22 protein-coding genes and 1 other annotated feature (1 of these 23 cut by a window edge) are annotated in these 24,520 nt (G+C 62.9%); of the genes, 8 read left to right on the plus strand and 14 right to left on the minus strand.

What is annotated here, in order from left to right; genetic code table 11:
* Positions 1-231 precede the first annotated feature (231 nt).
* The 3 genes from H8S45_RS02630 (at position 232) to H8S45_RS02640 (ending at position 2,706) form a co-directional block, all read left to right on the plus strand.
* On the plus strand, positions 232-945 hold the full coding sequence (locus H8S45_RS02630) for a radical SAM protein (protein ID WP_307718891.1): 714 nt from the start codon (positions 232-234) through the stop codon (positions 943-945).
* On the plus strand, positions 942-1,658 hold the full coding sequence (locus H8S45_RS02635) for a queuosine precursor transporter (RefSeq protein ID WP_107631377.1): 717 nt from the start codon (positions 942-944) through the stop codon (positions 1,656-1,658). The genes H8S45_RS02630 and H8S45_RS02635 overlap by 4 nt, the downstream gene beginning before the upstream one ends.
* 874 nt (positions 1,659-2,532) lie before the next feature.
* Positions 2,533-2,706 carry a helix-turn-helix domain-containing protein gene (locus H8S45_RS02640; RefSeq protein ID WP_242977973.1) on the plus strand — a complete coding sequence of 58 codons (174 nt, stop codon included), beginning with the start codon at positions 2,533-2,535 and terminating at the stop codon, positions 2,704-2,706.
* Between the two features lie 43 nt (positions 2,707-2,749).
* Here H8S45_RS02640 and H8S45_RS02645 read toward each other — a convergent pair whose 3' ends face one another.
* Genes H8S45_RS02645 through H8S45_RS02655 form a run of 3 tightly spaced genes read right to left on the minus strand, consistent with a single transcriptional unit; the run spans position 2,750 to position 6,289 of the window.
* Positions 2,750-4,027, minus strand: coding sequence for a hypothetical protein (locus H8S45_RS02645; protein WP_054326533.1), 1,278 nt, complete (start codon positions 4,025-4,027; stop codon positions 2,750-2,752).
* The gene (locus H8S45_RS02650; RefSeq protein WP_147573776.1) at positions 4,024-5,340 is read right to left on the minus strand and encodes a DUF58 domain-containing protein; all 1,317 of its coding nucleotides are present in this window, start codon (positions 5,338-5,340) and stop codon (positions 4,024-4,026) included. The genes H8S45_RS02645 and H8S45_RS02650 overlap by 4 nt, the downstream gene beginning before the upstream one ends.
* Positions 5,333-6,289: an AAA family ATPase gene (locus H8S45_RS02655; RefSeq protein ID WP_054326531.1), complete on the minus strand. Its 957-nt coding sequence runs from the start codon at positions 6,287-6,289 to the stop codon at positions 5,333-5,335. Before H8S45_RS02655 ends, H8S45_RS02650 begins: the two co-directional genes overlap by 8 nt.
* A 208-nt stretch (positions 6,290-6,497) precedes the next feature.
* On the opposite strand from H8S45_RS02655, the gene H8S45_RS02660 reads away from it, so the two are divergent.
* Complete coding sequence (locus H8S45_RS02660; protein ID WP_054326530.1) at positions 6,498-7,424, plus strand: AEC family transporter; 927 nt, start codon at positions 6,498-6,500, stop codon at positions 7,422-7,424.
* Positions 7,425-7,467: 43 nt separating this feature from the next.
* Here H8S45_RS02660 and H8S45_RS02665 read toward each other — a convergent pair whose 3' ends face one another.
* The 4 genes from H8S45_RS02665 to H8S45_RS02680 form a co-directional block, all read right to left on the minus strand.
* Positions 7,468-8,895, minus strand: coding sequence for an MATE family efflux transporter (locus H8S45_RS02665; protein ID WP_054326529.1), 1,428 nt, complete (start codon positions 8,893-8,895; stop codon positions 7,468-7,470).
* A complete protein-coding gene (locus H8S45_RS02670; RefSeq protein ID WP_243182358.1) occupies positions 8,876-9,361 on the minus strand; it encodes a MarR family winged helix-turn-helix transcriptional regulator in 486 nt (161 codons plus the stop codon). Before H8S45_RS02670 ends, H8S45_RS02665 begins: the two co-directional genes overlap by 20 nt.
* A gap of 134 nt (positions 9,362-9,495) precedes the next feature.
* Complete coding sequence (locus H8S45_RS02675) at positions 9,496-12,123, minus strand: cation-translocating P-type ATPase (RefSeq protein WP_054326527.1); 2,628 nt, start codon at positions 12,121-12,123, stop codon at positions 9,496-9,498.
* Between the two features lie 359 nt (positions 12,124-12,482).
* Positions 12,483-12,665: a hypothetical protein gene (locus H8S45_RS02680; protein WP_054326526.1), complete on the minus strand. Its 183-nt coding sequence runs from the start codon at positions 12,663-12,665 to the stop codon at positions 12,483-12,485.
* Between the two features lie 330 nt (positions 12,666-12,995).
* On the opposite strand from H8S45_RS02680, the gene pyrR reads away from it, so the two are divergent.
* The 4 genes from pyrR to carB all read left to right on the plus strand — a co-directional run bounded on the left by pyrR (position 12,996) and on the right by carB (position 18,987).
* Positions 12,996-13,526 (plus strand): bifunctional pyr operon transcriptional regulator/uracil phosphoribosyltransferase PyrR, encoded by a 531-nt coding sequence (pyrR, locus tag H8S45_RS02685; RefSeq protein WP_107631405.1) that lies wholly within the window; start codon positions 12,996-12,998, stop codon positions 13,524-13,526.
* A 37-nt stretch (positions 13,527-13,563) separates the two neighbouring features.
* Positions 13,564-14,481: an orotidine-5'-phosphate decarboxylase gene (gene pyrF, locus H8S45_RS02690; protein WP_186949512.1), complete on the plus strand. Its 918-nt coding sequence runs from the start codon at positions 13,564-13,566 to the stop codon at positions 14,479-14,481.
* 226 nt (positions 14,482-14,707) lie between these two features.
* On the plus strand, positions 14,708-15,802 hold the full coding sequence (locus tag H8S45_RS02695; protein ID WP_186949515.1) for a carbamoyl phosphate synthase small subunit: 1,095 nt from the start codon (positions 14,708-14,710) through the stop codon (positions 15,800-15,802).
* On the plus strand, positions 15,802-18,987 hold the full coding sequence (carB, locus tag H8S45_RS02700; protein ID WP_186949517.1) for a carbamoyl-phosphate synthase large subunit: 3,186 nt from the start codon (positions 15,802-15,804) through the stop codon (positions 18,985-18,987). Before H8S45_RS02695 ends, carB begins: the two co-directional genes overlap by 1 nt.
* On the opposite strand, the gene H8S45_RS02705 is transcribed toward carB, so the two are convergent.
* The 7 genes from H8S45_RS02705 to rplJ all read right to left on the minus strand — a co-directional run bounded on the left by H8S45_RS02705 (position 18,974) and on the right by rplJ (position 24,449).
* The gene (locus tag H8S45_RS02705; protein ID WP_186949519.1) at positions 18,974-19,153 is read right to left on the minus strand and encodes a hypothetical protein; all 180 of its coding nucleotides are present in this window, start codon (positions 19,151-19,153) and stop codon (positions 18,974-18,976) included. The two genes, carB and H8S45_RS02705, sit on opposite strands and share 14 nt — an antisense overlap.
* Positions 19,154-19,262: 109 nt before the next feature.
* Positions 19,263-20,423 carry a bifunctional histidine phosphatase family protein/GNAT family N-acetyltransferase gene (locus tag H8S45_RS02710; RefSeq protein ID WP_054326522.1) on the minus strand — a complete coding sequence of 387 codons (1,161 nt, stop codon included), beginning with the start codon at positions 20,421-20,423 and terminating at the stop codon, positions 19,263-19,265.
* Between the two features lie 3 nt (positions 20,424-20,426).
* Complete coding sequence (locus H8S45_RS02715; protein WP_054326521.1) at positions 20,427-21,335, minus strand: dihydroorotate dehydrogenase; 909 nt, start codon at positions 21,333-21,335, stop codon at positions 20,427-20,429.
* Positions 21,335-22,102, minus strand: coding sequence for a dihydroorotate dehydrogenase electron transfer subunit (locus H8S45_RS02720; protein ID WP_054326520.1), 768 nt, complete (start codon positions 22,100-22,102; stop codon positions 21,335-21,337). Before H8S45_RS02720 ends, H8S45_RS02715 begins: the two co-directional genes overlap by 1 nt.
* 102 nt (positions 22,103-22,204) lie before the next feature.
* Complete coding sequence (locus H8S45_RS02725; RefSeq protein WP_262563736.1) at positions 22,205-23,335, minus strand: SLC13 family permease; 1,131 nt, start codon at positions 23,333-23,335, stop codon at positions 22,205-22,207.
* Positions 23,336-23,443: 108 nt separating this feature from the next.
* Entirely contained in the window at positions 23,444-23,818 is a 375-nt protein-coding gene (gene rplL / locus H8S45_RS02730; protein WP_054326518.1) for a 50S ribosomal protein L7/L12, read from the minus strand.
* Positions 23,819-23,861: 43 nt separating this feature from the next.
* Positions 23,862-24,449: a 50S ribosomal protein L10 gene (gene rplJ / locus H8S45_RS02735; RefSeq protein ID WP_147573779.1), complete on the minus strand. Its 588-nt coding sequence runs from the start codon at positions 24,447-24,449 to the stop codon at positions 23,862-23,864.
* Positions 24,450-24,460: 11 nt separating this feature from the next.
* Positions 24,461-24,520 (minus strand) — a sequence feature (ribosomal protein L10 leader region) (it continues 108 nt past the right edge of the window).

Here is a 24,520-nt window from a genome sequence, read left to right on the forward strand (position 1 = left end):
TGCGCCGCACAGTGCAGTACGCGGGAAAAGCCCAAGCGCGATTTTGCACGCCGCAAAAACGGCATGCAGAACCGTTGCCTTGTATCAAAAATCAGGCGCACGTCCTGGCTTTTGATGAAAATTTGTATGCTGCGCAAATATGCAAATTTTCTGTCGGATATGCGCCTTGCGGCGCGGTGATGGTGTACCGTTACGGTGCGCCTTATTTTTTTGCAAAAGGGAGGGGGATCGGTGGAACTGACCCGCTATTCGGTGATCGAGGGCAAGAACCCGCGCGAGATCGTGCTGCTGCGCGGCCGCGGCTGCGCGTGGCGGCGCTGCAAGTTCTGCGATTACCATTTGGACGCATCGCGCGATGAGCAGGCCAATCTTGCGCTCAACCGGAAGGCATTGTCTCAGGTCATGGGGGTGTTCGGCCGGCTGGAGGCAATCAACTCCGGCTCATTCGCGGAGCTGGACGAATCCACTGTGCGCGAGATCGAGCGCGTCTGCCGCGAAAAAGGCGTCCGCGACCTGCACATCGAGAGCCATTGGCTGTTCCGAAGGACGCTTCCCGCCCTGCGCGCGCGGTTTTCAGCGCAGGGCGTGCGGCTGCACGTCAAGATCGGTGTCGAGACGTTCGACGCGGACTACCGCGAGCGCGTGCTGGACAAGGGCATCGATGCGGCCGATCCCGCTGAAATCGCGGCCGATTTCGATGACTGCTGCCTGCTGTTCGGCCTGGCCGGACAGACCGCGGAGAGCATGGCGCGCGATATCCGCACGGGCCTTGCCTATTTCGACCGAGTATGCGTCAACATCATGGTTCCGAACACCACGTCTGTCAAGCCGGATCAGGCGGCACGGGACGCCTTTATCCATCAGGTGTATCCGCTCTATCGGGATGAGCCCCGCGTGGACATCCTGCTGGACAACACGGACTTTGGTGTAGGAGAACTGGAATGACAAATGAAATTTTACTGGCGGTTTCGCTCGTTGTGCTGTATGGGACGGTGCTTCTGTGGTTTTACCTGTTCGGTACGGGCGGGATGATGGCGTTCACGGTGTTTGCGACGATCGCGGCAAACATCGAGGTGATGATTTTGGTGGATGCGTTCGGCATGGAGATGACGCTCGGCAACATCCTGTTCGCAACGACGTTCCTTGTGACCGATATCCTGAGCGAGGTCGCGGGGAAAAAGACCGCGCAGCGTGCGGTTTGGGCGGGCATCGCGGCAAACGTGCTGTTTATCCTCGTCTCGCAGTCCTGGCTGCTGTATGCGCCGTCGGTGAACGACTGGGCGCAGGAGCCGATGCGGGCGGTGTTTTCCAATACGCCGCGCATGATGCTTTCCTCGCTTGCGGTATACGCGGTCGCGCAGATCTTCGACGTCTGGCTTTACCATAAATGGTGGGCCTTTACTGAAAAGCGCACGGGCGACCACCGCGCGTTCCTCTGGCTGCGCAACAATGGTTCGACGCTGGTTTCCCAGCTCGTCAACACGGTTCTGTTTACCGCGCTGGCATTCTGGGGAACGTATGACATGCCGACGCTGCTGTCAGTCGCGCTGTCGAGCTATGTGATCTTTATTTTTACCTCGCTGCTGGATACGCCGGTCGTATACGCGGCGCGGCGGCTGTATGAGAAAAAAATGGGCCGCGCGGCGCAGGAGGATTGACTGGTTTGCGTTTCCGCTTTGGCGAAAGCGGGGAAGCTGCGCCTGCGCGGCGCGGGCGGACAAGAGGGGAGAAACCAACGGTTTCTCCCCTCTTGCCAATCACCCCTTTTCCCTGATGCACAGGCCGGAGGCCGGAACGGCTGCGCCGTTCCTATTTCTGACCAGGACCGCTCCGAAAAAATACGGGGGCTGTTGCGGGAGCTCTGTTCGCGCGGAGGTTAGAACGGGACAGCGGGAAAACGGATGCCGCCTGTCCGAAACGGTCTATGCGCGCGTAACAGCGCGCGCGGGAGGGGGAAAGCCGCCGCCATCCTGCCCCCTGGGGTGGAAGCCGTTGTGCTTACCGTGATATAGCAAATGGGCGGCAGATGGAACGCGCGACCCACCTTGCGCGCGGAGCGCGCCCTTATTTGCGGGAGCAAATGCCGTAAACCGGCCTTGCGGAAGCGCCAAAGCCCTGCAGCCGCGAAAAAAGGAAAGCAGGGAATTCAAAAGGGGAGGAAAACCCATGCGGGTTGTCCTCCCCTTTTGCCCCCGCGCCGGGCGGCGCACCGTCCCCGTTGCCGAGGGGATATAAAGCGGTCAATACTTCCGGCGGTGTTTCTCTCGAACGGCATCCTCCCGCGCCATAGCGAGACAGAGCCGGAGCATCCCGCGCCAGAAGCGCTGCGGGTCGTCCTGTTCCAAGCGCTGGAGGTAGTCTTTATCATGGCGGTGTTTTAGAGCAAAAAATTTTTCATTCATCATATATCACTTCAACAATATATACATAATAGTATATTATAAATAATGAATTGTCAATTTGATTATTTATAATTAATGTATATATCAGGTGATATAAATGAATTCTATCAGATTGACAGTCCGTGAGGCTATGGAATCAAACGGATTGAATCGTTACAAAGTTAATAAATTAACGGGAATCCCGTATCAGACATTGGATAGATACTTTAAGAATGAAGTGGCGCGGTATGACAGTGATGTATTACTGAAACTGTGCGTCGCCCTCGACTGCGGCATCGAAGACCTGATCGAAGTCGTCCGCTGAACCGGACGCAAAAAGCACGGATGGAAAAGCCATCCGTGCTTTTTTATGCTCTGCGGCGGGAGACGCGCAGCTTTTTCCACAGCATCGCGGCTTCACGCGCGGTCAGGAAATCCCCGCCGCCGAAATACCGCGCGTCGAGCGCGTCCGACAGGAACCGCAGTTCCCCCTCGCAGTCGGGATAGAGCGCGTTCATGCGCATAAGGAACTGGCGGCAGGTTTCGCCCTCCTGCCGGCCGAGCCGCCTGCGGCGCGCCTGCCGCTGGATGCGGTGCAGCACGCCGGGCGCGGTGTTGCGCTCGGTCACATACCGCATTGCAAACCGTATCCGCGTCTGCAGCCGCGCCCAAAGCCCGCGCAGCAGCGCGGACAGGCGCGGCCGCTCGCGCTGGACGCCCAGCTCGCCGCGCATCCCGCCCACCGTCAGGCGCAGTCTGCCGCGGCGCAGCAGCAGGATCAGCGCGGCCGCCAGCCCGACGATAATCAGCACGAGCAGCGCGTACAGCATCAGCTCGGAAAACCGCGCGGCCTGCTCGGACTGCTCGGCGGTCACGTTGCCGGGTAGGGGCGTTCCCTCCAGCGTGCCGGACTCATCCGGCGTGAAGTGGGACAGGAGCCACAGGAAAAACGCGTTGAACGCGTGGTACAGGCGGGAAACGAGCGCCCGCAGGAGCGCCCATCCGCCCAGCAACACGGATTTGATCTGTCCGCTCAGCGTCAGGATCACACCGCCGGCAATCAGCGCCATGCCACCCACGGCGGCCAGCAGGATCGCCGCGCCGCGCCCGCCCGCATGGGAAGCGGAACGCCCGCCTGCCGAGCGGCGCGCGACCGCGGCCGCCATCGTCAGCACGGCGGCCAGCAGCAGCGGCAGCAGAGGGCGCATCGGCCGTCCCGTCAGCGAATAGTAGGCCAGACCGATGAACAGGAGTACGATGTTTCCATCCAGATGCGAGATCAGGCGCTCGGGCGTGACCGGACGAAGCAGGGTGCCATAGCTGATATAATAGCAGCTCAGCCACATGATGACTGCGAACAGGATGCCCATGGTCGAGGAAAAGCGGCCGTAGACCGCGAAGGATACCGTGGCCTGCGCCGCGAAAAACAGCGCCGTGACCAGCGCAAGGCGGCGCACCGGCTGCGCGCGCCGCAGCAGGCGGCTGAGGCAGAAATGATACGCCAGCAGGAAGCAGGCCCATACGGGCAGGCAGGCCGAGGTGAACGAGCCGGTCTCGACCTGTGAGAAAAAGCCGAAAACAAACGACAGCGAGGCGATGGTGGAAAACAGCACCGCCGCGCCGAACAGGGGGGAGCGCCCGTTCATACCGCCGCCCCCTTTGCCAGCCGCCGCAGCGGCACAACACGCAGGTCAGGGTCGGCGGACGAGGCGACGCCCGCGGCGGCAAATACGGTCACACGCGTCGCACCCAACCGGCCGACCAGCCCATGCACGGGTCCGTCCGGCGCGCAGGTGATCAGATAGACGCGGCCGGCCTCGGACGCGGCGGTCAGGACGGCGCGCTCGTCAAAGCGGGAGGGCGCGCACTGTTCCAGCCGGTCGCCGTTTTCCGCGAACAGATGCTGCGCCAGGCAGTCGTAGCCCGCGAGCAGGCCGAGCAGCTCAGCGGCGGAACGGCCCTCGACCGGCGGCAGGGTAACGGCCGAATACCGGCGGGAGGCGGGCAGCGCAAGCCCGCAGGTCACGCCGCGCCGGAACAGCCGCGCGATGACCGAGCCGAGGAGCTCAAGCGCTTGCTCCAGCTCGGCATAATCCGTGGACAGGCCGCAGAACGATTCCCCGTCCAGCACGAACAGCGCGGAAAGGGGCTGGATGGTTTCGTAAAAGTTGACCTTAAGCTCCTGCGTGCGCGCCGCCATGCGCCAGTTGATGCGCTTCCAGCTGTCACTCGGCTGGTAGGGGCGCAGGCCGCGCAGCACGGCCATATCCTCCTGATAGCCGGCCGAGCCGGCCGACTGCCGCCACTGTTCCTGCAGGAACAGTGAAATATCGACCGGCACGCTGCGCGGGTAAACCAGTACTTGGGGAAGCTTGCTCGGCGGGCAGGGGGCCTCGACCTGGGACAGCCCGAAGCCGTCGCCCGAACGGAGCATCAGCCGGTCCATGCGGTAGACGCCGCGCCGCCGCGCAGTCCACACGCTGCGCAGGGTGAGCGTTTCGTGGCCCATTACGAATGAAAAGGTGCGGCGATAGGCGTCGGGGGCGGGGCGGTCCGCTGTGTCCGGCGTGGATTCCCGCCCCTGCGCTTCGCCGGAAAGGCAGGCGTACCGCTCGAAGGTCTCGTCAGGCGTGAGGCAGTCGCGCTCGGGAATTCCCTGGGACAACTCCAGCCAGATCAACGGCAGAAGCTTGTCGTTTTTGACTGTGTAGGAGAACGTGGTCTCCATGTCCGGATACAGGCGGGTGCGGGAGCAGTCAACCTCCAGCGTGACATGCCGGATCGACCGCGCGCCCCACAAAAACGCCGCGCCGGACAGCAGGAACAGGAACGCGAAGGCCGCGGACAGCACGAGCAGGTCCCCGACCGCGGCGGCTACGCACAGGATAAGCCACAGCGCGACCGCGGGCAGGGAAACGAGTATGCTGGACGCGCGCCCGAACTGTAGGCGCTTATTCATCGTAAATACCGCTCTGGGCGGGCGGCACGGGTACGCTTTCGAGCAGCTCCGCGACCACGGTCTCGCCCGTCCGTCCGGCGAGCTGGGCCTCGCTTTCGAGCAGCAGGCGGTGCGGCAGGACAAAGCGGGCGAGGTACTGCACGTCGTCCGGCGTGACGAACGCGCGCCCGCGCATGGCGGCCCAGGCTTTGGCTACGCGGAACAGTGCGCGAGAGGCGCGGGGGCTGGCACCCATGGCGACGCCGGGGCAGCCGCGCGTCGCGGCGACGAGCGCGACGATGTACTCCGTAACCGCGTCCGACACCTGTATATTCTGAAGCGAGGCGCGCAGCGCGAGGATCTCCTCTGGTCCGGTGACCGCCCGCACCTGGTCGAACGGCATGGCGTCGCCCAGGTTGCGCAGCATCTGGGCCTCCTCGGCCGCGTCCGGATAGCCCATGGACAGGCGCATCAGGAAGCGGTCCATCTGTGCGGCGGGCAGGCGGAACGTGCTTTCGGATTCCACCGGATTCTGGGTGGCCAGCACGAAGAACGGCGCGGGCAGGGGCAGCGTTTCGCCGTCAATGGTGACGTGCTGCTCCTCCATGGCCTCGAGCAGCGCGGACTGGGTGCGCGGCACGGCGCGGTTGATCTCGTCCGCGAGCAGGATGTGTGTGAACACCGGTCCGCGCAGCAGCCGGAATTCGCCGGTGCGCTGGTCGAAGATGTTCATGCCCGTGATGTCCGAGGGCAGCAGGTCGGGGACGAACTGCACACGGCGCGACGCGCAGCCGGACGCGAGCGAGAGGGTCTTGACGAGCGTGGTCTTGCCGACACCGGGCAAGTCGTCGAGCAGGATATGCCCGCCGGCGAGCAGCGCCGCAATGATCAGCTCGATGCGGTCGTGCTTGCCGAGGATGATTTTTTCGGTTTCCGCAGCCAATTTTGCTGCAAATGCAGAGATTTCCATAGTTGTTCCTTTCCAGCCTTGTTTCGTTCAGATTGCCGCAATAAAAAAAGCCTGCCTGCGTGGGATAACGGGATATCGTATTCTACCATAAAGCGGGGGGGAAAGTAAATCAGCCGCGCCCGCCCTCTTGACAGCAGCTCGTCAACGGCGGTATAACTGAAAGATAAGGGAAAAGCCGTTGTCTGGAAACGGCAGGGGGAATGGGGAAATGGATATGTTCTGGTCGCTTGCTGGGGAAGTCGGGAAGCTGTTCCTGATGATGCTCATCGGCTTTGTGGTTTACCGCCTGGGCATCATCACGGTGGAGGAAAGCAAAATCCTTTCCAAGATGATGCTGTACATCGTGTTGCCAGCGGTCGTGCTGCATTCGTTCATGGTCGAGTTCACGCCGGACAAGACCAGGGGGCTGCTCCTGTCCTATGCGGCGGCGCTGGGCGTCAGCCTGGTGCTGGTGGCCGCCGTCACGCTGCTCAAGCGCCCGCTGCATCTGACGCCGGTGGAGTCGATGTCGGTCATCTATTTCAACACCGGCATCGCCGTGCCGATTGTGGGCGCCGCGATCGGCCAGGAGTGGGTGGTGTATGCCACGGCGATGATCTGCGTGCATACGTTCCTGGTGTGGACGCACTGTAAGTTCACCCTGTCCGGCGAGCGCACCGTAAGCTGGAAAAAGCTGTTCCTCAATCCCAACATGATCTCCATGCTGATTGGCATCGCGCTGTTTACGCTGCAGCTTCCAGTGCCTGCGGTGGTCAGCGGAACGGTGGAGGGAATGGCCGACCTGTTCGGCCCGCTCAGCATGGTCGTGACGGGCATTTTGATCGGCAGCCTGAGCTGGGAAAGGGTGCGGTCGTACCGCAGGCTTCCCCTTGTGGTCGGGCTGCGAATGGTCGCCTGCCCGCTGGCCGCGCTCCTGTTGGTCAAGGCGCTGCATCTGGCGCAGATGGCGCCGGACGGCTCGCTGATCCTGACTGCCGCGCTCTTGTCCGTGGCCACGAATTCAGGCAGTACGATCACTCAGATGGTGCAGGTCTACGGCGGGGACGCGGAGTATTCCAGCGTGATCTGTGCGGTGACGTCGCTCCTGAGCATGGCGGCGCTGCCGCTGTTCGGGCAGATGGTCCGGATACTGTAGGGAAAAGCCGGCAGGCGCCGCGGGTATGCCCGCGGCGCTGATTTTACGCCTCCGCGGGCGGCATCTGCCCGATCTGCTGCCGCAGGCGGCGCATCTCCGGCACGATGAAGAACGCGACGATCGCGGCAGAGGCCGCATCCGCGATGGGGGCGGAATACAGGATGCCGTCCAGGCCGAAGAACAGCGGCAGGATCAGGATGAGCGGGATCAGCAGCAGGAGCTGGCGCAGCATGGACAGCACGGATGCTTTAAGCGGCTGGCCGGTGGCCTGGAAATAGTTGGTGGATACGATCTGGAAGCCTGCGCAGAAGATGCTGAACAGGTAGATGCGCAGACATTTGACCGCAAAATCCGTGAACGCGGCGTTTTCCTTGCCGAAAATGCCCACAATCGTCTCAGGAAACAACTGGCAGAGCAGCCAGCAGAACGCAATCAGACCTGTGGCGAATGTGACCGCAAGCAGATAGGTGCGGCGGATGCGGGCAAAGTTTTTCGCACCCCGATTGAAGCCGAGGATGGGCTGCGCGCCGATCCCCACGCCGATGCCGAACGCGGCCATAATCATGGCGATCTTCATCACGATGCCCATGGCGCTCAGCGCCACGTCGCCGCCGATGGCGCTCTGGTCGCCGTAATGCACCAGGGAATTATTCATCACAACCTGCATGATGCAGCCGACCGACTGCGTGATGCCGGAGGAGACGCCAAGCGCCATCGCGCGGCGCACCAGATACCAGTCCGGCCGGCGGTAGGCGCGGCGCAGGCGCATGTGGCGCGGGTTGCCGCGGCTCGGCCGCAGGAAATACAGGGTCAGTACAACGGCGGAGATGATCTGCGAGGTGATCGTGGCAATCGCCGCGCCCTTGACGCCCCAGTGCAGGACGAATATGTAGATGGGATCGAGGATCGTATTCAGGAAAGCGCCGATCATCATACCGTACATGGACATGCGCGGATGGCCGTCCGTGCGCGCTAGGTTGGACAGCACGACCGAAACCATGTTAAAGGGCGTGCCGAGCAGGATGATCGAGGTGTAGTCGAGCGCGTAAGGCAGGATGGAATCGGTCGCGCCGAACGCGCGCAGCAGGGGGCGCAGGAAGAGCAGGCCGAGGACCATCAGCACGACGCTGAGCAGGATGGAAAAGGAGAACGCGGTGTTGAGCGTACGCTCGGCTTCCTCCTCGTTCTTTTCCCCCAGACGGATGGCCGCGTGCGCGCTGCTGCCCGCGCCGATCAGGGTGGAGAATGCCAGCAGGATGGTCATGACCGGAAAAGCGACCGTTGTCGCGGCGTTGCCCAGATAGCCGACGCCCTGCCCGATGAAGATTTGGTCCACGATGTTGTAAATCGAGTTGATCAGGCAGGAGACGATGGCGGGAAGGGAGAAGGTCACCAGCAGCCGGCCGACCGGCTTGCAGCCGAGCGGGTTCTGGGGAACGGAGGCGTTCGGTTCAGCCCGCAGGGTCTGCATGGGGCAGCTCTCCTTTCCGGCCGGCGATTTCCTTCAGTGTGTTGCAGGAATGTTCCGACATGGCGCGCAGGGCGGCCAGCAGGCGCTCGCGCTCGGCTTCCCCCAGCCCGCTGGTGAGCGACGCGGTCCAGTAATCCCGCACCGTGTACACGCGCTCGACAAGGGCGCGCCCCTTGTCGGTCAGGTGGAGATGGTGGACGCGCTTATCCTGCTCGTCGGGCGTGGCGTAAACATATCCCTCCCCGCCGAGCTTTTGGACTGCGCGCGTCACCGTACCCTTGTCAAAGCCGCCGAAACGCGCGAGGTCGAGCAGGCTGACGCCGTCCTGCTCGAAAATACACAGCAGGAAGAATTGCTGCCCGCCGCCGATATTATCCCGCTCCAGCGCCAGGTCGAAATACCGCTGGGTGTTGCGCTGCAGCAGGGATATGTACCGCAGCACAGTGATTGGTTGATGCTTCATCATGTTCATTCCTCAAATAGTTGATTGCGCAATAATTATCGCAGTATTATCGTACACCTTATCGGTTGCGCTGTCAACTATAAGGGGGCTAGAAAAGGGACGCGGGCAGGGGATTACTGTCCGCGTCCCTGCAGGGCTTAACGGGAGGACCGGAGGCTTTTGCAAAGCTGAATTACCAGCGTGGGCAGGAACGCGAGCAGCGCGGCCGCGCCGAGCTGTCCCACGGTGAACGGCGCGACCTGGAACAGTCCCTGCAGGCCGGGGATCAGCAGCACGGCGGCCAGCAGCGCGACACCCGCAGCAAAGGCGCACAGGCTCGCCTTGTTGGTCAGCAGGCCGAGACGGAAGAGCGGCAGACTGCCGCGGCAGTTAAAGCCGTGGAACAGGCGCGCGAGCGTCAGGGTGGCGAACGCGAGCGTCATGGCAAGGCCGTCGCCGCCGGCGCGCAGGCCGATGAAATACGCGGCCATAGCGGCGCAGGCGATGAGCGCACCGTAAAGAAAGATGCGCAGCAGCAGGTCGCGGGTGAGGATCGGTTCCCCAGGGTCGCGGGGCTTCTGGTCCAGCAGATCGCCGGACGCCGGCTCCACGCCGATCGCAATTGCGGGCAGAGAGTCGGTCAGCAGGTTGATGAACAGCAGGTGGACGGGCGCGAACGGCACGGGTAGCGCGAGGATCGAGGTGAAAAGCACGCACAGGATGCCCGCCATGTTGCCCGAGAGCAGGAAATTGATCGCGTTTTTGATGTTGGTGTATACGCTGCGGCCGTTGACGACCGCGCCCACAATCGTGGCGAAATTGTCGTCGGCCAGGATCATGGAGGCCGCGTCCTTGGAAACTTCGGTACCCGTGATGCCCATGGCCACGCCGATGTCGGCGGCCTTGAGGGCGGGCGCGTCGTTGACGCCGTCGCCTGTCATGGAAACAATGCGTCCTTTGCGCTGCCAGGCCTCGACAATGCGGATCTTATGCTCGGGGGAGACGCGCGCGTAGACCGAAACGCGCGCCAGCCGCTCGTCCAGGGCGCTGTCGTCCAGCTCATCCAGCTCAACGCCGGAAAGCGCCTCGTCTCCGTCGCGGAAAATGCCGATCTGCCGCGCGATCGCGGTGGCCGTGACCTTGTGGTCGCCTGTGATCATGATGGTGCGCACGCCGCCGCGCGCCGCGTCCGCGACCGCGCGCACCGCCTCGGGGCGCGGCGGGTCGATCATGGAAACCAGGCCGATAAACGTAAAGCCGTGTTCGTCCGCCAGCGTCAGCCCGCGCACGGCGTCGAGCGTCCGGCTGGCAAACGCCAGCACGCGCAGCCCCTCCTGCGACAGCTCGAGGTTGACCGCCGCGATCCGTGCCTTCCATTCCTCCGTCATGGGAACCGGACCGGCGGAGGTGAGGACATAGTCCGACCGGTCGAGCAGCACGTCGATCGCGCCCTTGGTATATAAGGTGGGTACGCCCTCAATATCGTGCAGCGTGCTCATCAGCTTGCGGTCGGAGTCGAACGCAAGCTCGGCCAGGCGTGGGTGCTGCTTCCGGTAGGCGCTTTCGTCCACGCCGAGGCGGTCGCCGATCATGACCAGTGCGACCTCGGTTGGGTCGCCGATCGCCTCGCCAGTCTGCTCGTCGGTGGTGGCGTCGCTGGCGAGCAGGGCGGCCTTGAGCAGCAGGCGCTGCACGTCGTTGGCAAGGTCGAGGTGCGATTCGTCCAGCAGCATGTCGTCCGCGTAGATCTTCTGCGGGGTCATCTTGTTCTGGGTCAGCGTGCCGGTTTTATCCGAGCAGATCACGGATACCGCGCCCAGCGTTTCCACCGCCTTAAGCTCCTTGATAATGGCGTTCTGCCGGGCCATCTTCTGTGTACCCATGGCCTGAACGATGGTCACGATCGAGCTGAGCGCCTCGGGAATCGCGGCCACGGCCAGCGCGACCGCGAACATCAGCGAATCCAGCACCGCCTGAAAGCCCCAGCTGCCCGCGTGGTACAGCGAAAGCGCGAACACGCCCGCACAGATCGCCAGGATGATGCCGGCCAGACGGCGGCTGAAGTCGTCCAAGCTGCGCTGCAGCGGGGTCTTGCGCTCACGGGTCTGGTTCATCAGGGCGGCGATGCGGCCCAGTTCGGTCTGCATGCCGGTCGCGGTGACGACCATGACCGCGCGGCCATAGGTCGCCAGCGAGCCGGAGAACACCATGTTTTTCTGGTCGCCGAGCGCGACCTTGCCGCCGGCAAGCGGGTCGGCGGTCTTTTCCACGCCCTCGCTTTCGCCGGTCAGCGAGCTTTCGTTGACCTTGAGCGAAAAATTCTCCAGAATGCGCCCGTCCGCGACGATCATATCGCCGGCCTCCACCTCCACGATATCGCCGGGAACGACCTCGGCGGAGGGGACGACCAGCCGCGCGCCGCCGCGTACGACCTTGGCCGAGGGCGAGGACATGGCCTTGAGGCTTTGCAGAGACTTTTCCGCCTTGCAGTGCTGGACCGTGCCGAGCACGGCGTTCAGAAGCAGCACGGCGAAAATGACGATCGTGCTCTCCGCATTGCCGGACAGCATGGAGATCACAGCCGCTGCGAGCAGGATAACGACCAACAGGTCCTTAAACTGGGAGAAAAACACCTGCAGGACGGATTTACCGCGCTCTTCCGCAAGGGTGTTGCGTCCGTACCGCGCAAGGCGCGCGGCGGCCTCGGCGGGGGAAAGGCCGGCGCGGTCGCTGTCCATATCGCTGAGCGCCTGCGCGGCTGTGCGGTCATAGAAAACAGGTTGCATGTAGCCAAAACTCCTTTTTGTCAAAAAAGTGGGGATGCGGCGGGGGATGGGATAGTTTGCCGCCGGCGGCCGGTTTTTATCTGCGGCGGATCCTGACGCAAATAAAAAAGACTTTTGAGTAAGCGCTTCGCGGCGTGGAAGCGCTTACTCAAAAGTCTTGTGACCGGCCGTGCCGGCGTCCGCCGCCAGACCGGAAATCCGGACGGGATGTTGACAGCGGAACTTATCCTACTCCCTTTTGAGGATGTAACCATTATAGGGGAGGCGCGCGCGTTTGTCAAGAGGAGCTTGCTGCCGTGCCCTGTAGGAAAAAGCGGCGGCGGGGGAGAAAGCGCGCTTTCTTCCCCCGCCGCCCCGCCTCAGCCGATCATATGGCCGACGCCCTTCGCCGCCTTGTGCATTGCATGCTCGGCCTTGTTTGCCGCATGCTGAGCGCTCCGGCGTACCGAGGGGTTCATCATCGCGCCCGCCGCGACCATAGAGACGACCGCACCCGCCACCGCGCCGGTCGCAATGCCGGAAATGAAGGGAGATACACGCATAAAAGTCCGCCGCCTTTCATAATTTGATTTGCTTCGGTGCTGCAAGCATAGTATGTCCGGAATGTGCGCAGACTTGCATGTGTGCGGCGGCAACAAAAATTGCATAAAAAAACAAATTTGTTTTGGAGCTTCGACTGTTTACAAAACCCGCGGCATACGATATAATATATCCAACAATCCGCCTTTAAGGCGCGGCCCGTGAGCCGCCAAGGCAGAAAACAGTGCGTACGCTGTCGGCCGCAGAGTGGGGGACAGGTGTAGCTTGGTACGGCTTTCTGCTTGTGGCGCAGGAGGCTGTTTTTTTACCATTTTTTGAGGGGAGGCCGCAGGATGGCCGGGCAGAAGGCCGTAATTATGGACGCGGACGGCGTGCGCCGCGCGCTGACCCGCATTGCGTTTGAGATCATCGAAAAAAACAAGGGCGCGGAGGACCTGCTGCTCGCCGGGGTGAAAACGCGCGGCGTGTTCCTGGCGCAGCGCATCGCCGCCAAGCTCGGCGAGGTGGAGGGCAAGGCGCCGCCTGTACTCGAGCTGGACGTCACCCCCTGGCGGGACGATAAGCCGCGCGCGGACGGGCCGTTGCCGCCGCCCGATCCTCGCATCGGCGGCGCGACCGTGGTGCTGGTGGACGACGTGCTGTACACTGGCCGCACCGTGCGCGCCGCGATCGAGGCCGTGTCGCACTGCGGGCGCGCGGGCCGCATCCAGCTCGCCGTGCTGGTGGACCGCGGCCACCGCGAGCTTCCCATCCGGCCGGACTATATCGGCAAAAACCTGCCCACCGCGCGGGGCGAGCGCGTATGCGTCCGCCTGACCGAGGTGGACGGGGAGGACAACGTTGTGATCCTGGGCAGTGAGTAGAATAACCGCCATGCAGCGATAGAAAGGAAGAACATCTATGTCGATCCAAACATTAGTAGAAAAGATCAAGGAAAAAGGCAACCCCACCGTCGCGGGGCTGGACGCCCGCCTGGAATACATCCCGCAGCATATCGCGGGCCGCAACATGATGCTGCACGGCGAAACGCTGCGCGCAGCGGCGGAGAGCATGGTCGCCTTCAACTGCGGCCTGATTGACGCGCTGTGCGATATTGTACCCGCAGTCAAGCCGCAGGCGGCGTATTACGAGCTTTTAGGCTCGTACGGCGCGATGGCTCTCAAAGAAACCATCGACTACGCGCACGCCAAGGGCATGTACGTCATCGGCGACATCAAGCGCAACGACATCGGCGCGACCGCGACTGCGTATGCCGAGGCCTACCTCGGCAAGACCCGCGTGGGCGACACCGAAATCGCGCCCTACGGCTGCGACAGCGTGACCGTCAACGGCTACCTGGGTACGGACGGGGTCGAGCCTTTCCTCAAGGAGTGCCGCGAGCGGGACAAGAGCCTGTTCCTGCTGGTCAAGACCTCCAACCCCTCCTCGGGCGAGCTGCAGAACCGCGATATGGAGGGCAAGCCGCTTTACGCCCGCATGGCCGAGATGGTGGCCAGGTGGGGCGAGGGGCTGGACACCCCCTGCGGCTACAACCAGGTCGGCGCGGTGGTCGGCGCGACCTGGCCGGAGGAGCAGAAGATCATCCGCGGCCTGCTGCCCAGAAGCTACTTCCTGGTGCCGGGCTACGGCGCGCAGGGCGCGACCGCCAAAGACATCGCAAACGCCTTTAACGACGATGGACTGGGCGCGATCGTCAACTCCTCGCGCGGCATCATGTGCGCGTGGAAAAAGACCGGCAGAAACGGCGAGGACTACAAGGAAGCCGCCCGCGCGGAGGCCATCCGCATGCGGGATGAGATCGTCGCGGCGATCCGATAAAATCTGATAGGGGGGATCGGGTACCCCCATCAGGATAATTCGCGCCATTAGGCGCGTATCAAATGGAAAATGGCGGCAAGCCGCCATTTTCATCAAAATCGGGAGCACATATCACGGTTTTGATACAAGGGCGAAGATATGGACGCATCCGCGCGGCGGCGCGGTGCGTCCCCTCGATCGGAAGCGTGGTTCCGATCGAAGTAATAAGGAGCGTGGAGATACAAGAATGAAAAAAGCGTATTTACTGCTCGCGGATGGCACCCTGTTCGAGGGGTATTCCGTCGGCTACGAGGGACAGAGCATCGGCGAGGTCGTTTTCAACACCGGCATGGCCGGCTATCAGGAGGTGCTGACCGACCCCTCCTACTACGGCCAGGTCGTCACCATGACCTACCCGCTGATCGGCAACTACGGCATCAATTTTGAGGATTACGAGTCCCGCAAGAGCTGGGTCTCGGGCTTTATCATGCGCGAGATCGCGGAGCATCCCTCCAACTGGCGCTGCCGCCTGACGCTGGACGAATACCTCAAGGAGCAGAAGGTCGTCGGCCTGGCGGGCATCGACACCCGCCGCCTGACCCGCAAGCTGCGCGGCGAGGGCGTCATGAACGGCGTGATCTACACCGAGGGCTTCGAGCCGGACGAGCAGACCGTCGCGGCGATGAAGGCTTACGTCGTCAAAGATGCGGTGAGGGCTGTTACCTGTGAGGAAAGCCGCACCTATCCCGCCGAGGGCGAGCAGAAGTACCGCATCGCGCTGTACGACTACGGCGTGAAGTACAATATCGAGCGCGAGCTGCAAAAGCGCGGCTGCGAGGTCGTCACCATTCCGGCGCTCACCCCGCCCGAGGAGGTCGTGGGCAGATTTGACGGCGTGATGCTCTCCAACGGCCCCGGGGATCCCGCGGAAAACGTGGAGATTATCGCCAACCTGAAAAGGCTGCTGGAAAGCAATATCCCGATCTTCGGCATCTGCCTGGGCCACCAGCTTTTGAGCCTGGCCATCGGCGCGGAAACCTGCAAGCTCAAGTACGGCCACCGCGGCGTCAACCATCCGGTCAAGGACCTGGACGCGGACCGCACCTATATCACCAGCCAGAACCACGGCTACGCGGTCGTGGGCGAAAGCGTCAATCCGGCGATCGCCCGCGTGCGCTATGTCAACCTCAACGACGGCACGGTTGAGGGCGTGGAGCACGTCGGCCGGCCGGTGTTCACCGTGCAGTACCATCCTGAGGTCTGCCCAGGGCCGATGGACACCTCGTATCTGTTTGACAAATTCATCGAAAACATCGAAAAAGCGAAAGGGGGCGCTCAGTAATGCCGCTGCGCAAGGATATCCATAAGGTAATGGTGCTGGGCTCCGGCCCGATCGTCATCGGCCAGGCGGCCGAATTCGACTACGCGGGTACGCAGGCCTGCCGCGCGCTGCGCGAGGAGGGCCTCGAGGTCGTGCTCGTCAACTCCAACCCCGCGACCATCATGACCGACAAGGCCATGGCGGACAAGGTCTACATCGAGCCGATGACCGTGGAAGCGGTGCAGGAGATTATCAAAAAGGAGCGTCCGGACTCGCTGCTGCCCAACCTGGGCGGCCAGACCGGCCTCAACCTCGCGATGGAGCTGTGCGAGAGCGGCTTCCTGGACCAGATGGGCGTCAAGCTGCTCGGCGCCAAGCCGGACACCATCGCCAAGGCCGAGGACCGCCAGATGTTCAAGGACACCATGGAAAAGATCGGCGAGCCGTGCATCGCCTCCAAGGTCGTGCATACGGTGGAGGACGCGGTCGAATTCACCCGCGAGATCGGCCTGCCGGTCATCATCCGTCCGGCGTACACGCTCGGCGGCACGGGCGGCGGCATCGCCTACACCTGGGACGAGCTGCGCGAGATTGCCGCGACCGGCATCATGTACTCCCGCGTGGACGAGATCCTGGTCGAGAAGTGCATTACCGGCTGGAAAGAGATCGAATACGAGGTCATGCGCGACGCCAAGGGCAACGCCATCACCATCTGCAACATGGAAAACGTCGATCCGGTGGGCGTACACACGGGCGACTCGGTGGTCGTCGCGCCCAGCCAGACCCTGTGCGACAAGGAATACCAGATGCTGCGCACCTCCGCGCTCAACATCATCACCGAATTGGGGATAGAGGGCGGCTGCAACGTGCAGTTCGCGCTGCATCCGACCTCGTTCGAGTACGCGGTCATCGAGGTCAACCCCCGCGTGTCGCGCTCGTCCGCGCTGGCCTCCAAGGCCACCGGCTACCCGATCGCCAAGGTGACGGCCAAGATCGCGGTCGGTTACGGCCTGGACGAGATCGAGAACGCCGTGACCAAAAAGACCAAGGCCTGCTTCGAGCCGACCATCGACTACTGCGTGGTCAAGTTCCCGCGCTGGCCGTTCGACAAGTTCGTGTACGCGGACAATACGCTCGGCACCCAGATGAAGGCCACCGGCGAGGTCATGGCCATCGACAACAGCTTTGAGGGCGCGCTGATGAAGGCCGTGCGCGGCTGCGAGATCAAGCTGGACAGCATGATCGTCCCGCGCATCCGGCAGCAGACCGACGCGGAGGTCAAAAAGGGCGTGGCCCGCACGGACGACCAGCGCCTGTTCCACATCTGCGAGGCGCTGCGCCGCGGCATCATGACCATTGAGGAGATCCACGAGGTCACCACGATGGACACCTTCTTCCTGCACAAGTTCCAGAACATCATCGACACTGAAAAGGCGCTTGCGGCGGCGGACACGATCGACGCGGCGCTGTACCTGCGCGCTAAGAAGATGGGCTTCCTCGACAAGACGATCGAGCAGCTTTCCGGCAAGGATATTTCCGCGGTAAAGCGCCTGCCGGTCTACAAGATGGTGGACACCTGCGCGGCCGAGTTCGAGGCCGAAACCCCGTACTACTACTCCACCTACGACGAGGAGAGCGAGGTCAAGCCCGCCTCCGGCAAGAAAAAGGTGCTGGTGCTCGGCTCCGGCCCCATCCGCATCGGCCAGGGCATCGAGTTTGACTACTGCTCGGTACACGCGGTCTGGGCGCTGCAAAAGCTCGGCTGTGAGACCGTTATCATCAATAACAATCCGGAGACCGTGTCCACCGACTTCGACACGGCCGACCGCCTGTATTTCGAGCCGCTCACGCCCGAGGACGTGACCGGCGTGGCCGCGGCCGAGAAGCCGGACTTCGCCATCGTGCAGTTCGGCGGGCAGACCGCCATCAACCTGGCCGCGCATATCGAAAAGCTGGGCATCCCGATCCTCGGCACACCCGCATGGAGCATCGACGCAGCCGAGGACCGCGAGAAGTTCGACGTGATCCTGGAGAAGTGCGGCATCCCGCGTCCGGCGGGCCATACGGTCATGACCGAGGAGGAGGCTGTCAAGGCGGCGGACGAGCTGGGTTATCCGGTGCTCGTGCGCCCGTCCTACGTTCTCGGCGGTCAGGGCATGGAGATCGCCTACAAGGAGGAGGACGTGCGCGAGTTTATGCAGGTTATCTCCCGCAACAAGGTCGAGAATCCGGTGCTGGTCGATAAATACATGATGGGCCGCGAGATCGAGGTGGATGCCATCTGCGACGGCGACGACATCCTCATCCCAGGCATCATGGAGCACTTTGAGCGCGCGGGTGTACACTCGGGCGACTCGATCTCCATTTACCCCTCCATCAACATCGAGCAGAAGCACAAGGACACCATCATCCGCTACACCGAGGCGCTGGCCAAAAACCTGGCCGTACTCGGCCTGGTCAACATCCAGTTCGTGCTGTATAACGATCAGGTTTATGTCATTGAGGTCAACCCGCGCTCCTCGCGCACCGTGCCGTATATCTCCAAAGTCACGGGCGTACCCATGGTCGATCTGGCCACCCGCTGCATGTTCGGGGAAAAGCTGCGCGACATGGGCTGCGGCACCGGCCTGCATCCGGAGAGCGATCACTACGCGGTCAAGGTGCCGGTGTTCTCCTTCCAGAAGCTGCGCGACCTGGACACCCAGCTCGGGCCGGAAATGAAATCCACCGGCGAGGTGCTGGGCGTGTCCACCTCGTTCCGCGAGGCGCTGCTTAAGGGCCTGACCGGCGCGGGCTTCCAGATGAAGAAAAAGGGCGCGGTGCTCATTTCCGTGCGCGATTCGGACAAGCAGGAGGCCATCCGCATCGGCGAGCGGTTCGAGTCCCTCGGCTTTGACATCTACGCCACCAGCGGTACGGCCAACGTCCTCAACCGCCACATGGTCGCGACCAACGCCATCCGCAACGTGGACGAGCCATCCCCCAACATCATCGACCTGATCGAGTCCGGCAAGATCGACTATGTAATCGCCACCTCGGTCAAGGGCCGCCATCCGGAGCTTGGCTCGGTGCATATCCGCCGCACCGCGGTCGAGCGCGCCATCCCTTGCCTGACCTCGATCGACACCGCCTCCGCGCTGCTGCGCTGCCTGGAGGGCGATGTGAAGATCGAAAACTGTGAGATGGTGGATATTAACAAAATCTGAGGCTGTATTGTATAGAAAAAGCACCGGAAACACGCTTTCCGGTGCTTTTTGTCTGGGAAAATGCTTTACAGGGTGGATTCTGAGGCGGCAGGCCTGCGACGCAGGATGTCAACACCAGCAGGACGGCGGCCGCAGCAGTCAGCGCGCCCGTTGCCTTTGCGTCCATATGTGCACCTCCCTTTTGTGCTTCCAGCATAGCAGAAAGCCTGCTCCGCGGCAACCGAGATACAGAAGAAGGGCGCTCTACCAGCGGTAGAATGCCCCTCCAAAGTGTGTCAATCCACGCAGATGCGCTTGAACATACGGTAATGCAGGCCGTTTTCGTCCCGATATTCGCCGTGCTGCTCGAAAGCGAATTTGCGGTAGAAGCCCTGCGCGCGGGCGTTGTGCTCGGCCGCATGCGCGCATAAGTACGTCTTGCCGAGTGCGCGGTATACGCTGATTGCCTGGCCGAGGATCTGCCCGCTCAGGCCGCGGCCGCGATAGCGTTCGTCGATGCAGAAGCCGCCGACCAGCCCTATGTCCGGCTCGTCGTCATACCAGGTCTTGAGGTAGACCAAGGCGGCTTCCTCACCGCTTTCCAGACAGCCGAAGCAGCACGCGCGCGGGCTGACCCGCTGGGCGCGCGCCACGTCCGCCAGCAGCGCGTCCGGATCGAGATTCGCGTCCGTGCCGTAGGCGTTCCGGTGCAGCTCGCGCAGGAAAGCGACGATCTTGCCTGCGTCGCCCGCGTCCATCGGGTCGGCGCGGCGGAACCAGAGCTGCGGCGTTTCCGGCACGCCCTTGTTGTCCTTCCAGCCGATAGCGGCAAAAGTGGAAAGGCGCTCCGGCAGGTGGGAGGCGTCGTTCTCGTACACCACCGCGAGCCGATCCGGCCCGTCGAATTCAAATTTCGCCACGCAGGTGTTGTCGCCCCAGCCGATCTCGCCCATCTGCTCGGGCGTGAAGCTGTGCGCGATGGTCAGCGCGCCGCGGATGGCCGAGCCGTGGGTAACGACCGCGATCGTGCCGCCCTCGTGCTGCCGCACCAGCCCGCGCACCCCGTCCAGCATGCGCTGACCGGCCTGTAGCACGCTTTCGCCGTGCGGCGGGCGCGCGTCCCACGGGCGGGCGCGCCAGACCGCATATTCCTCCGGCCAAATGCGCGGCAGCTCGGCCCAAGGGAGGTCCTCCCAGTCGCCCATGTCGATCTCGCGCAGCACGGGGCGGAGCTCTACGTTCAGCCCGTGTGGCTGGGCGACCGCCTTGGCGGTTGTGCGCGCGCGGAACAGGTCGGAGGCGTACACCGCGTCCAGCGGCACGCCCTCGAAGCGTTTGGCCAGACAGGGGAGCTGCTCGTAGGCGCGCGGGGTGAGCAGGCTGTCATACTGCCCGTGACAGCGGCGGTAGACGTTGCCTTCGGCCTCCGCGTGGCGGATCAGGTAAACCGTGGTCATAGCTCACGCCTCGACCGCGCCGGACAGCTCGCGGACGGATTTCACACCATGCGCGTCCATCCACGCCTCCAACTCCTGAAGCGCCTTGACCGGCGCCAGCGGGTCGGCAAACAGCACCGTACCCATCGCGACCGCGTCCGCGCCCGCGAGCAGCATCTCCACGATATCGCGTCCCGTACGGATACCGCCCATGCCGAGGATCGGCACGTCCACCGCCCGGCGCACCTGGTACACCATGCGCACCGCGACCGGAAATACCGCCGGTCCGGACAGGCCGCCCATCACGCTGGACAGGATGGGCCTTCTGGTTTCGATGTCAATACGCATGCCCAGCAGGGTGTTGATGAGCGAAAGCGCGTCCGCGCCCGCGGCCACCGCCGCGCGCGCGATCTCGGTGATATCGGTCACGTTCGGGCTGAGCTTGACGATCAGCGGCTTTTTCGCCTTGCGCTTCGCCGCGGAGACGACCTCCTCGACCATCGCGGGCTGGGTGCCGAACGCCATGCCGCCGCACTTGACGTTCGGGCAGGAGATATTCATTTCGATCAGGTCCACGTCCGCGTCCGAGATCTTTTCCACCATGCCCTCGTATTCCTCGACTGTGCTGCCGGACACGTTGGCGATGATCGCGGTGTCATACCGCCGCAGGAACGGGATCTGCTCCGCGATGAAGCGGTCGATGCCCGGGTTCTGCAGGCCCACGCAGTTCAAAATGCCCGATGGGGTTTCCGCGATGCGGGGCGCGGGGTTGCCCAGGCGCTCGGTCGGGGTCAGGCCCTTGACGCCGATACCACCAAGCGTGGACAGGTCGAAAAATTCGCCGTACTCGTGCCCGAAGCCAAACGTGCCGGACGCGGTCGTGAGCGGGTTTTTCAGCTCCACGCCGCAGAAATTGACTCTCAGATCCGCCATTACCACGCGACCTCCTTTGCGTCGAACACCGGCCCGTCCTTGCAGACGTGGCCGTATCGGGTTTCACCGTTTTCCGCCTTGAGCGCGCACGCGCATACCAAGCACGCGCCGATGCCGCAGCCCATGCGCTCCTCCATCGAAACCTGGCAGGGCAGGCCTGCGTCCTCTGCGAGCGCGGCGATGGCCTTCAGCATGGGCTTGGGGCCGCAGGCGGCCACACCGGTCGCGCCGGCGAGCAGCTCTTTCAATACGTCGGTCACAAAGCCGTGGCGGGCATAGGAGCCGTCGTCGGTCGTGACAAAGGTTTCGCAGACGGCCTGGAAATCTGCCTCAAGGATGACCGCGCCCCGATTGCGGAAGCCCAGCACCGCGCGCGGCTGTGCGCCCGCGTCCTTTGCGGCTTTCGCGGTCTGCAGCATGGGCGGCACGCCGATGCCGCCGCCGATCAGCACCGGCTTTGCGCCGAGCGCGGCCACGCCGAACCCGTGGCCGAGCGGGCCGAGTACGTCCAGCACATCGCCGGCCTGCCGCGCGGCGAGCCACTTCGTCCCCTCGCCCTTAGTCTGGAACACGACGCGCAGCGCATCGCCCTGCCAGCCGCAGATCGAGATCGGTCGGCGCAGCAGGTTGCCCTCGCCGCACGCAATATGCACGAACTGGCCGCACTGTGCCTGTGCGCAGATGGCGGGCGCGTGCATCGTGAGGGCATATAACCCCTCGCCCAGCCGCGTATTGGCCACGACCCGGCAGTTTTCCTGTATTGACATAACATATCCCCCTTCTGGTGGTTTTACGCTTCATGTTCCTATTGTACAGGAAAAACGCGGAAAAGGAAAGACAATGCGGGAACTTTCCCGCGCGCGCCGTTTTCATCCGGTCAGGCCGAGCAGGACGGCAAGGAGGGAGAGCAGCGCCAGTCCGGCGAGGTTGGCGGCGGCGAACACGGCCAGAAAGCGCGGCAGCGAGGCGCCCTCGGCGCGTAAGTACAGCTTGAGCGAGATCAGGCTGGCAAGCGAGGCGATCGGCGTACCCAGCCCGCCGACGTTCACGCCCGCCAGCAGGGCCTGCCAGTTGCCCGTAAAGCCGGAGAGCAGTACGGCGGCGGGTACGTTGCTGATTACCTGGCTGGCGGCGAGCGAGGTCCAGTAGGAGCTGCGCCCCATCAGCAGCTCGAGCGCGCCGCGCACAGGCTCGATGCGGCCCATGTTGCCCGCGAAGATGAAAAAGCACACGAACGTCGCGAGCAGCGCGTAATCCACTTGGGCGAACAGCCCGCGCGCAAACAGCAGCAGGCACAGCAGGACGACGCCGGTCAGGACGCTGTAATGCAGCACATGCACCACGGACAGCAGGCACAGCACGAACAGCAGGCACAGCAGGACGAACAGGCGTGGCTGTGTGATGGACTCGCGGCGCGGGAAAGCGATTTCGATTGTTTCGCCCGGCGTGGCGAGCGCGGCCGCGGACAACGCCAGCAGACTGGCTGCGGCCAGCGGCAGGACGACGGACAGGAACGAGCGGAAAGACAGCGTGTAATACGAGCACAGAAACAGGTTCTGCGGGTTTCCGACCGGTGTCGCCATGCTGCCCAGGTTCGCCGCGAGCGTTTGCAGCACCACCACGCGGACGAGCGCCTCCGTCCTGCTGATGCGGCCGAGTACCAGCACGGTGAACGGGACGAAAGTGAGCAGCGCCACATCGTTGGTAATCAGCATGGAGCAGAAGAACGGCAGCAGCGTCAGCACAAGGTAGAGCAGGCGAAGCTGCTTCCGGCCGGACAGCAGGCGCTGGGAAAGCACCTGGAACAGGCCGCATTGCTGCAGGCCGGCCACCACCGCCATCAGGCAGAACAGCAGGCACAGCACGCGCAGGTCGATATAGCCGGCATAGCCCGCGTCCGGCGGCACGGCCAGCATGGACAGGGCCGCGCAGAGCAGCGCGATGGACAGCACCGCCTCCCGCCGCAGGAAGGCGCAAAGGCGCGTCGGAAGAGAATGCACAACATTTTCCCTCTTTCTCATTTCTCTGATACAGGTGCGGAATGGATGCAAAAAACGGCAGGTATTGCGTGAGCAATACCTGCCGTTTCCGTCAAGCAGAAAAGCGGCTTACTTGAGCTCGACCTTGGCGCCGGCAGCCTCCAGCTTCTCCTTGATCTCGTTCGCCTCAGCCTCCGGAGCGGCCTCCTTGATGGTCTGCGGAGCGGAATCAACCTTCTCCTTGGCTTCCTTCAGGCCCAGGCCGGTGATCTCGCGGACAACCTTGATTACGTTGATCTTGGAGGAGCCAGCCTCAACCAGAACAACGTCGAAATCGGTCTTGGCCTCGGCAGCCGCAGCGCCGTCAGCCGCGCCGCCGCCAACGCCGGCAACAGCAACAGGCGTAGCGGAAACGCCAAATTCTTCTTCCAGAGCCTTTACCAGCTCAGAGAGCTCCATAACCTTGAGCTCTTTTACAGCATCCATAATCTCCTGAACAGTCATGGGATAAACCTCCATTATAAGTGATTTGTCAATGATTTTTTAATTATTCCGCAGCGGGAGCTTCCTCTGCTGCAGCTTCCTCCGCAGCCGGAGCCTTCGCGGCGACCAGCTCGGCCACCTTCATCTCCTCGTTGCCCTCCGCCTTTTTAACAATAGCGTCGCAGGCAATAGCAAGCTGCATAATGGGGAAATTGAAGCTGTACAGAACCTGCGCGACAAGGACTTCCTTGCTCGGCATGTTGGCCAGCTTCTTCACCTCGTCCGTGTCGATTACCTTTCCTTCCAGGTAACCGGCCTTGATGGTGAAGTTCTCGTGGGTCTTGGCGAAGTCGCCCAGGATCTTCGCGGGCGCGATCACGTCCTCGGACGTGGAGATCGCCAGCGCGGAAGTACCGTTCAGGTGTTCGTCCAGCGCGTCGAAGCCCAGCTCCTTGGCGGCAAAGCGGATCAGGGTGTTCTTGATGACCATATACTCAACGCCCGCTTCGCGGAGCTGGCGGCGGAGCTTGGTGTCATCCTCAACGTTGATGCCCTTGTAATCCACCAGGACGCCGGCGGGAGAATTCTTGATCTTCTCCACCAAGGAAGCGACCAGAGCTTTCTTTTCCTCCAGAACCTTTGCATTCGGCATCTTAATTCACCTCCTAAAAAATAAAAGTACCCTCCCGGTGCAAAGACACAGGGAGGGTACACAGAAAACCT

This window comes from Agathobaculum faecis (genome assembly GCF_014287995.1).
Lineage (GTDB): Bacteria > Bacillota > Clostridia > Oscillospirales > Butyricicoccaceae > Agathobaculum > Agathobaculum ammoniilyticum.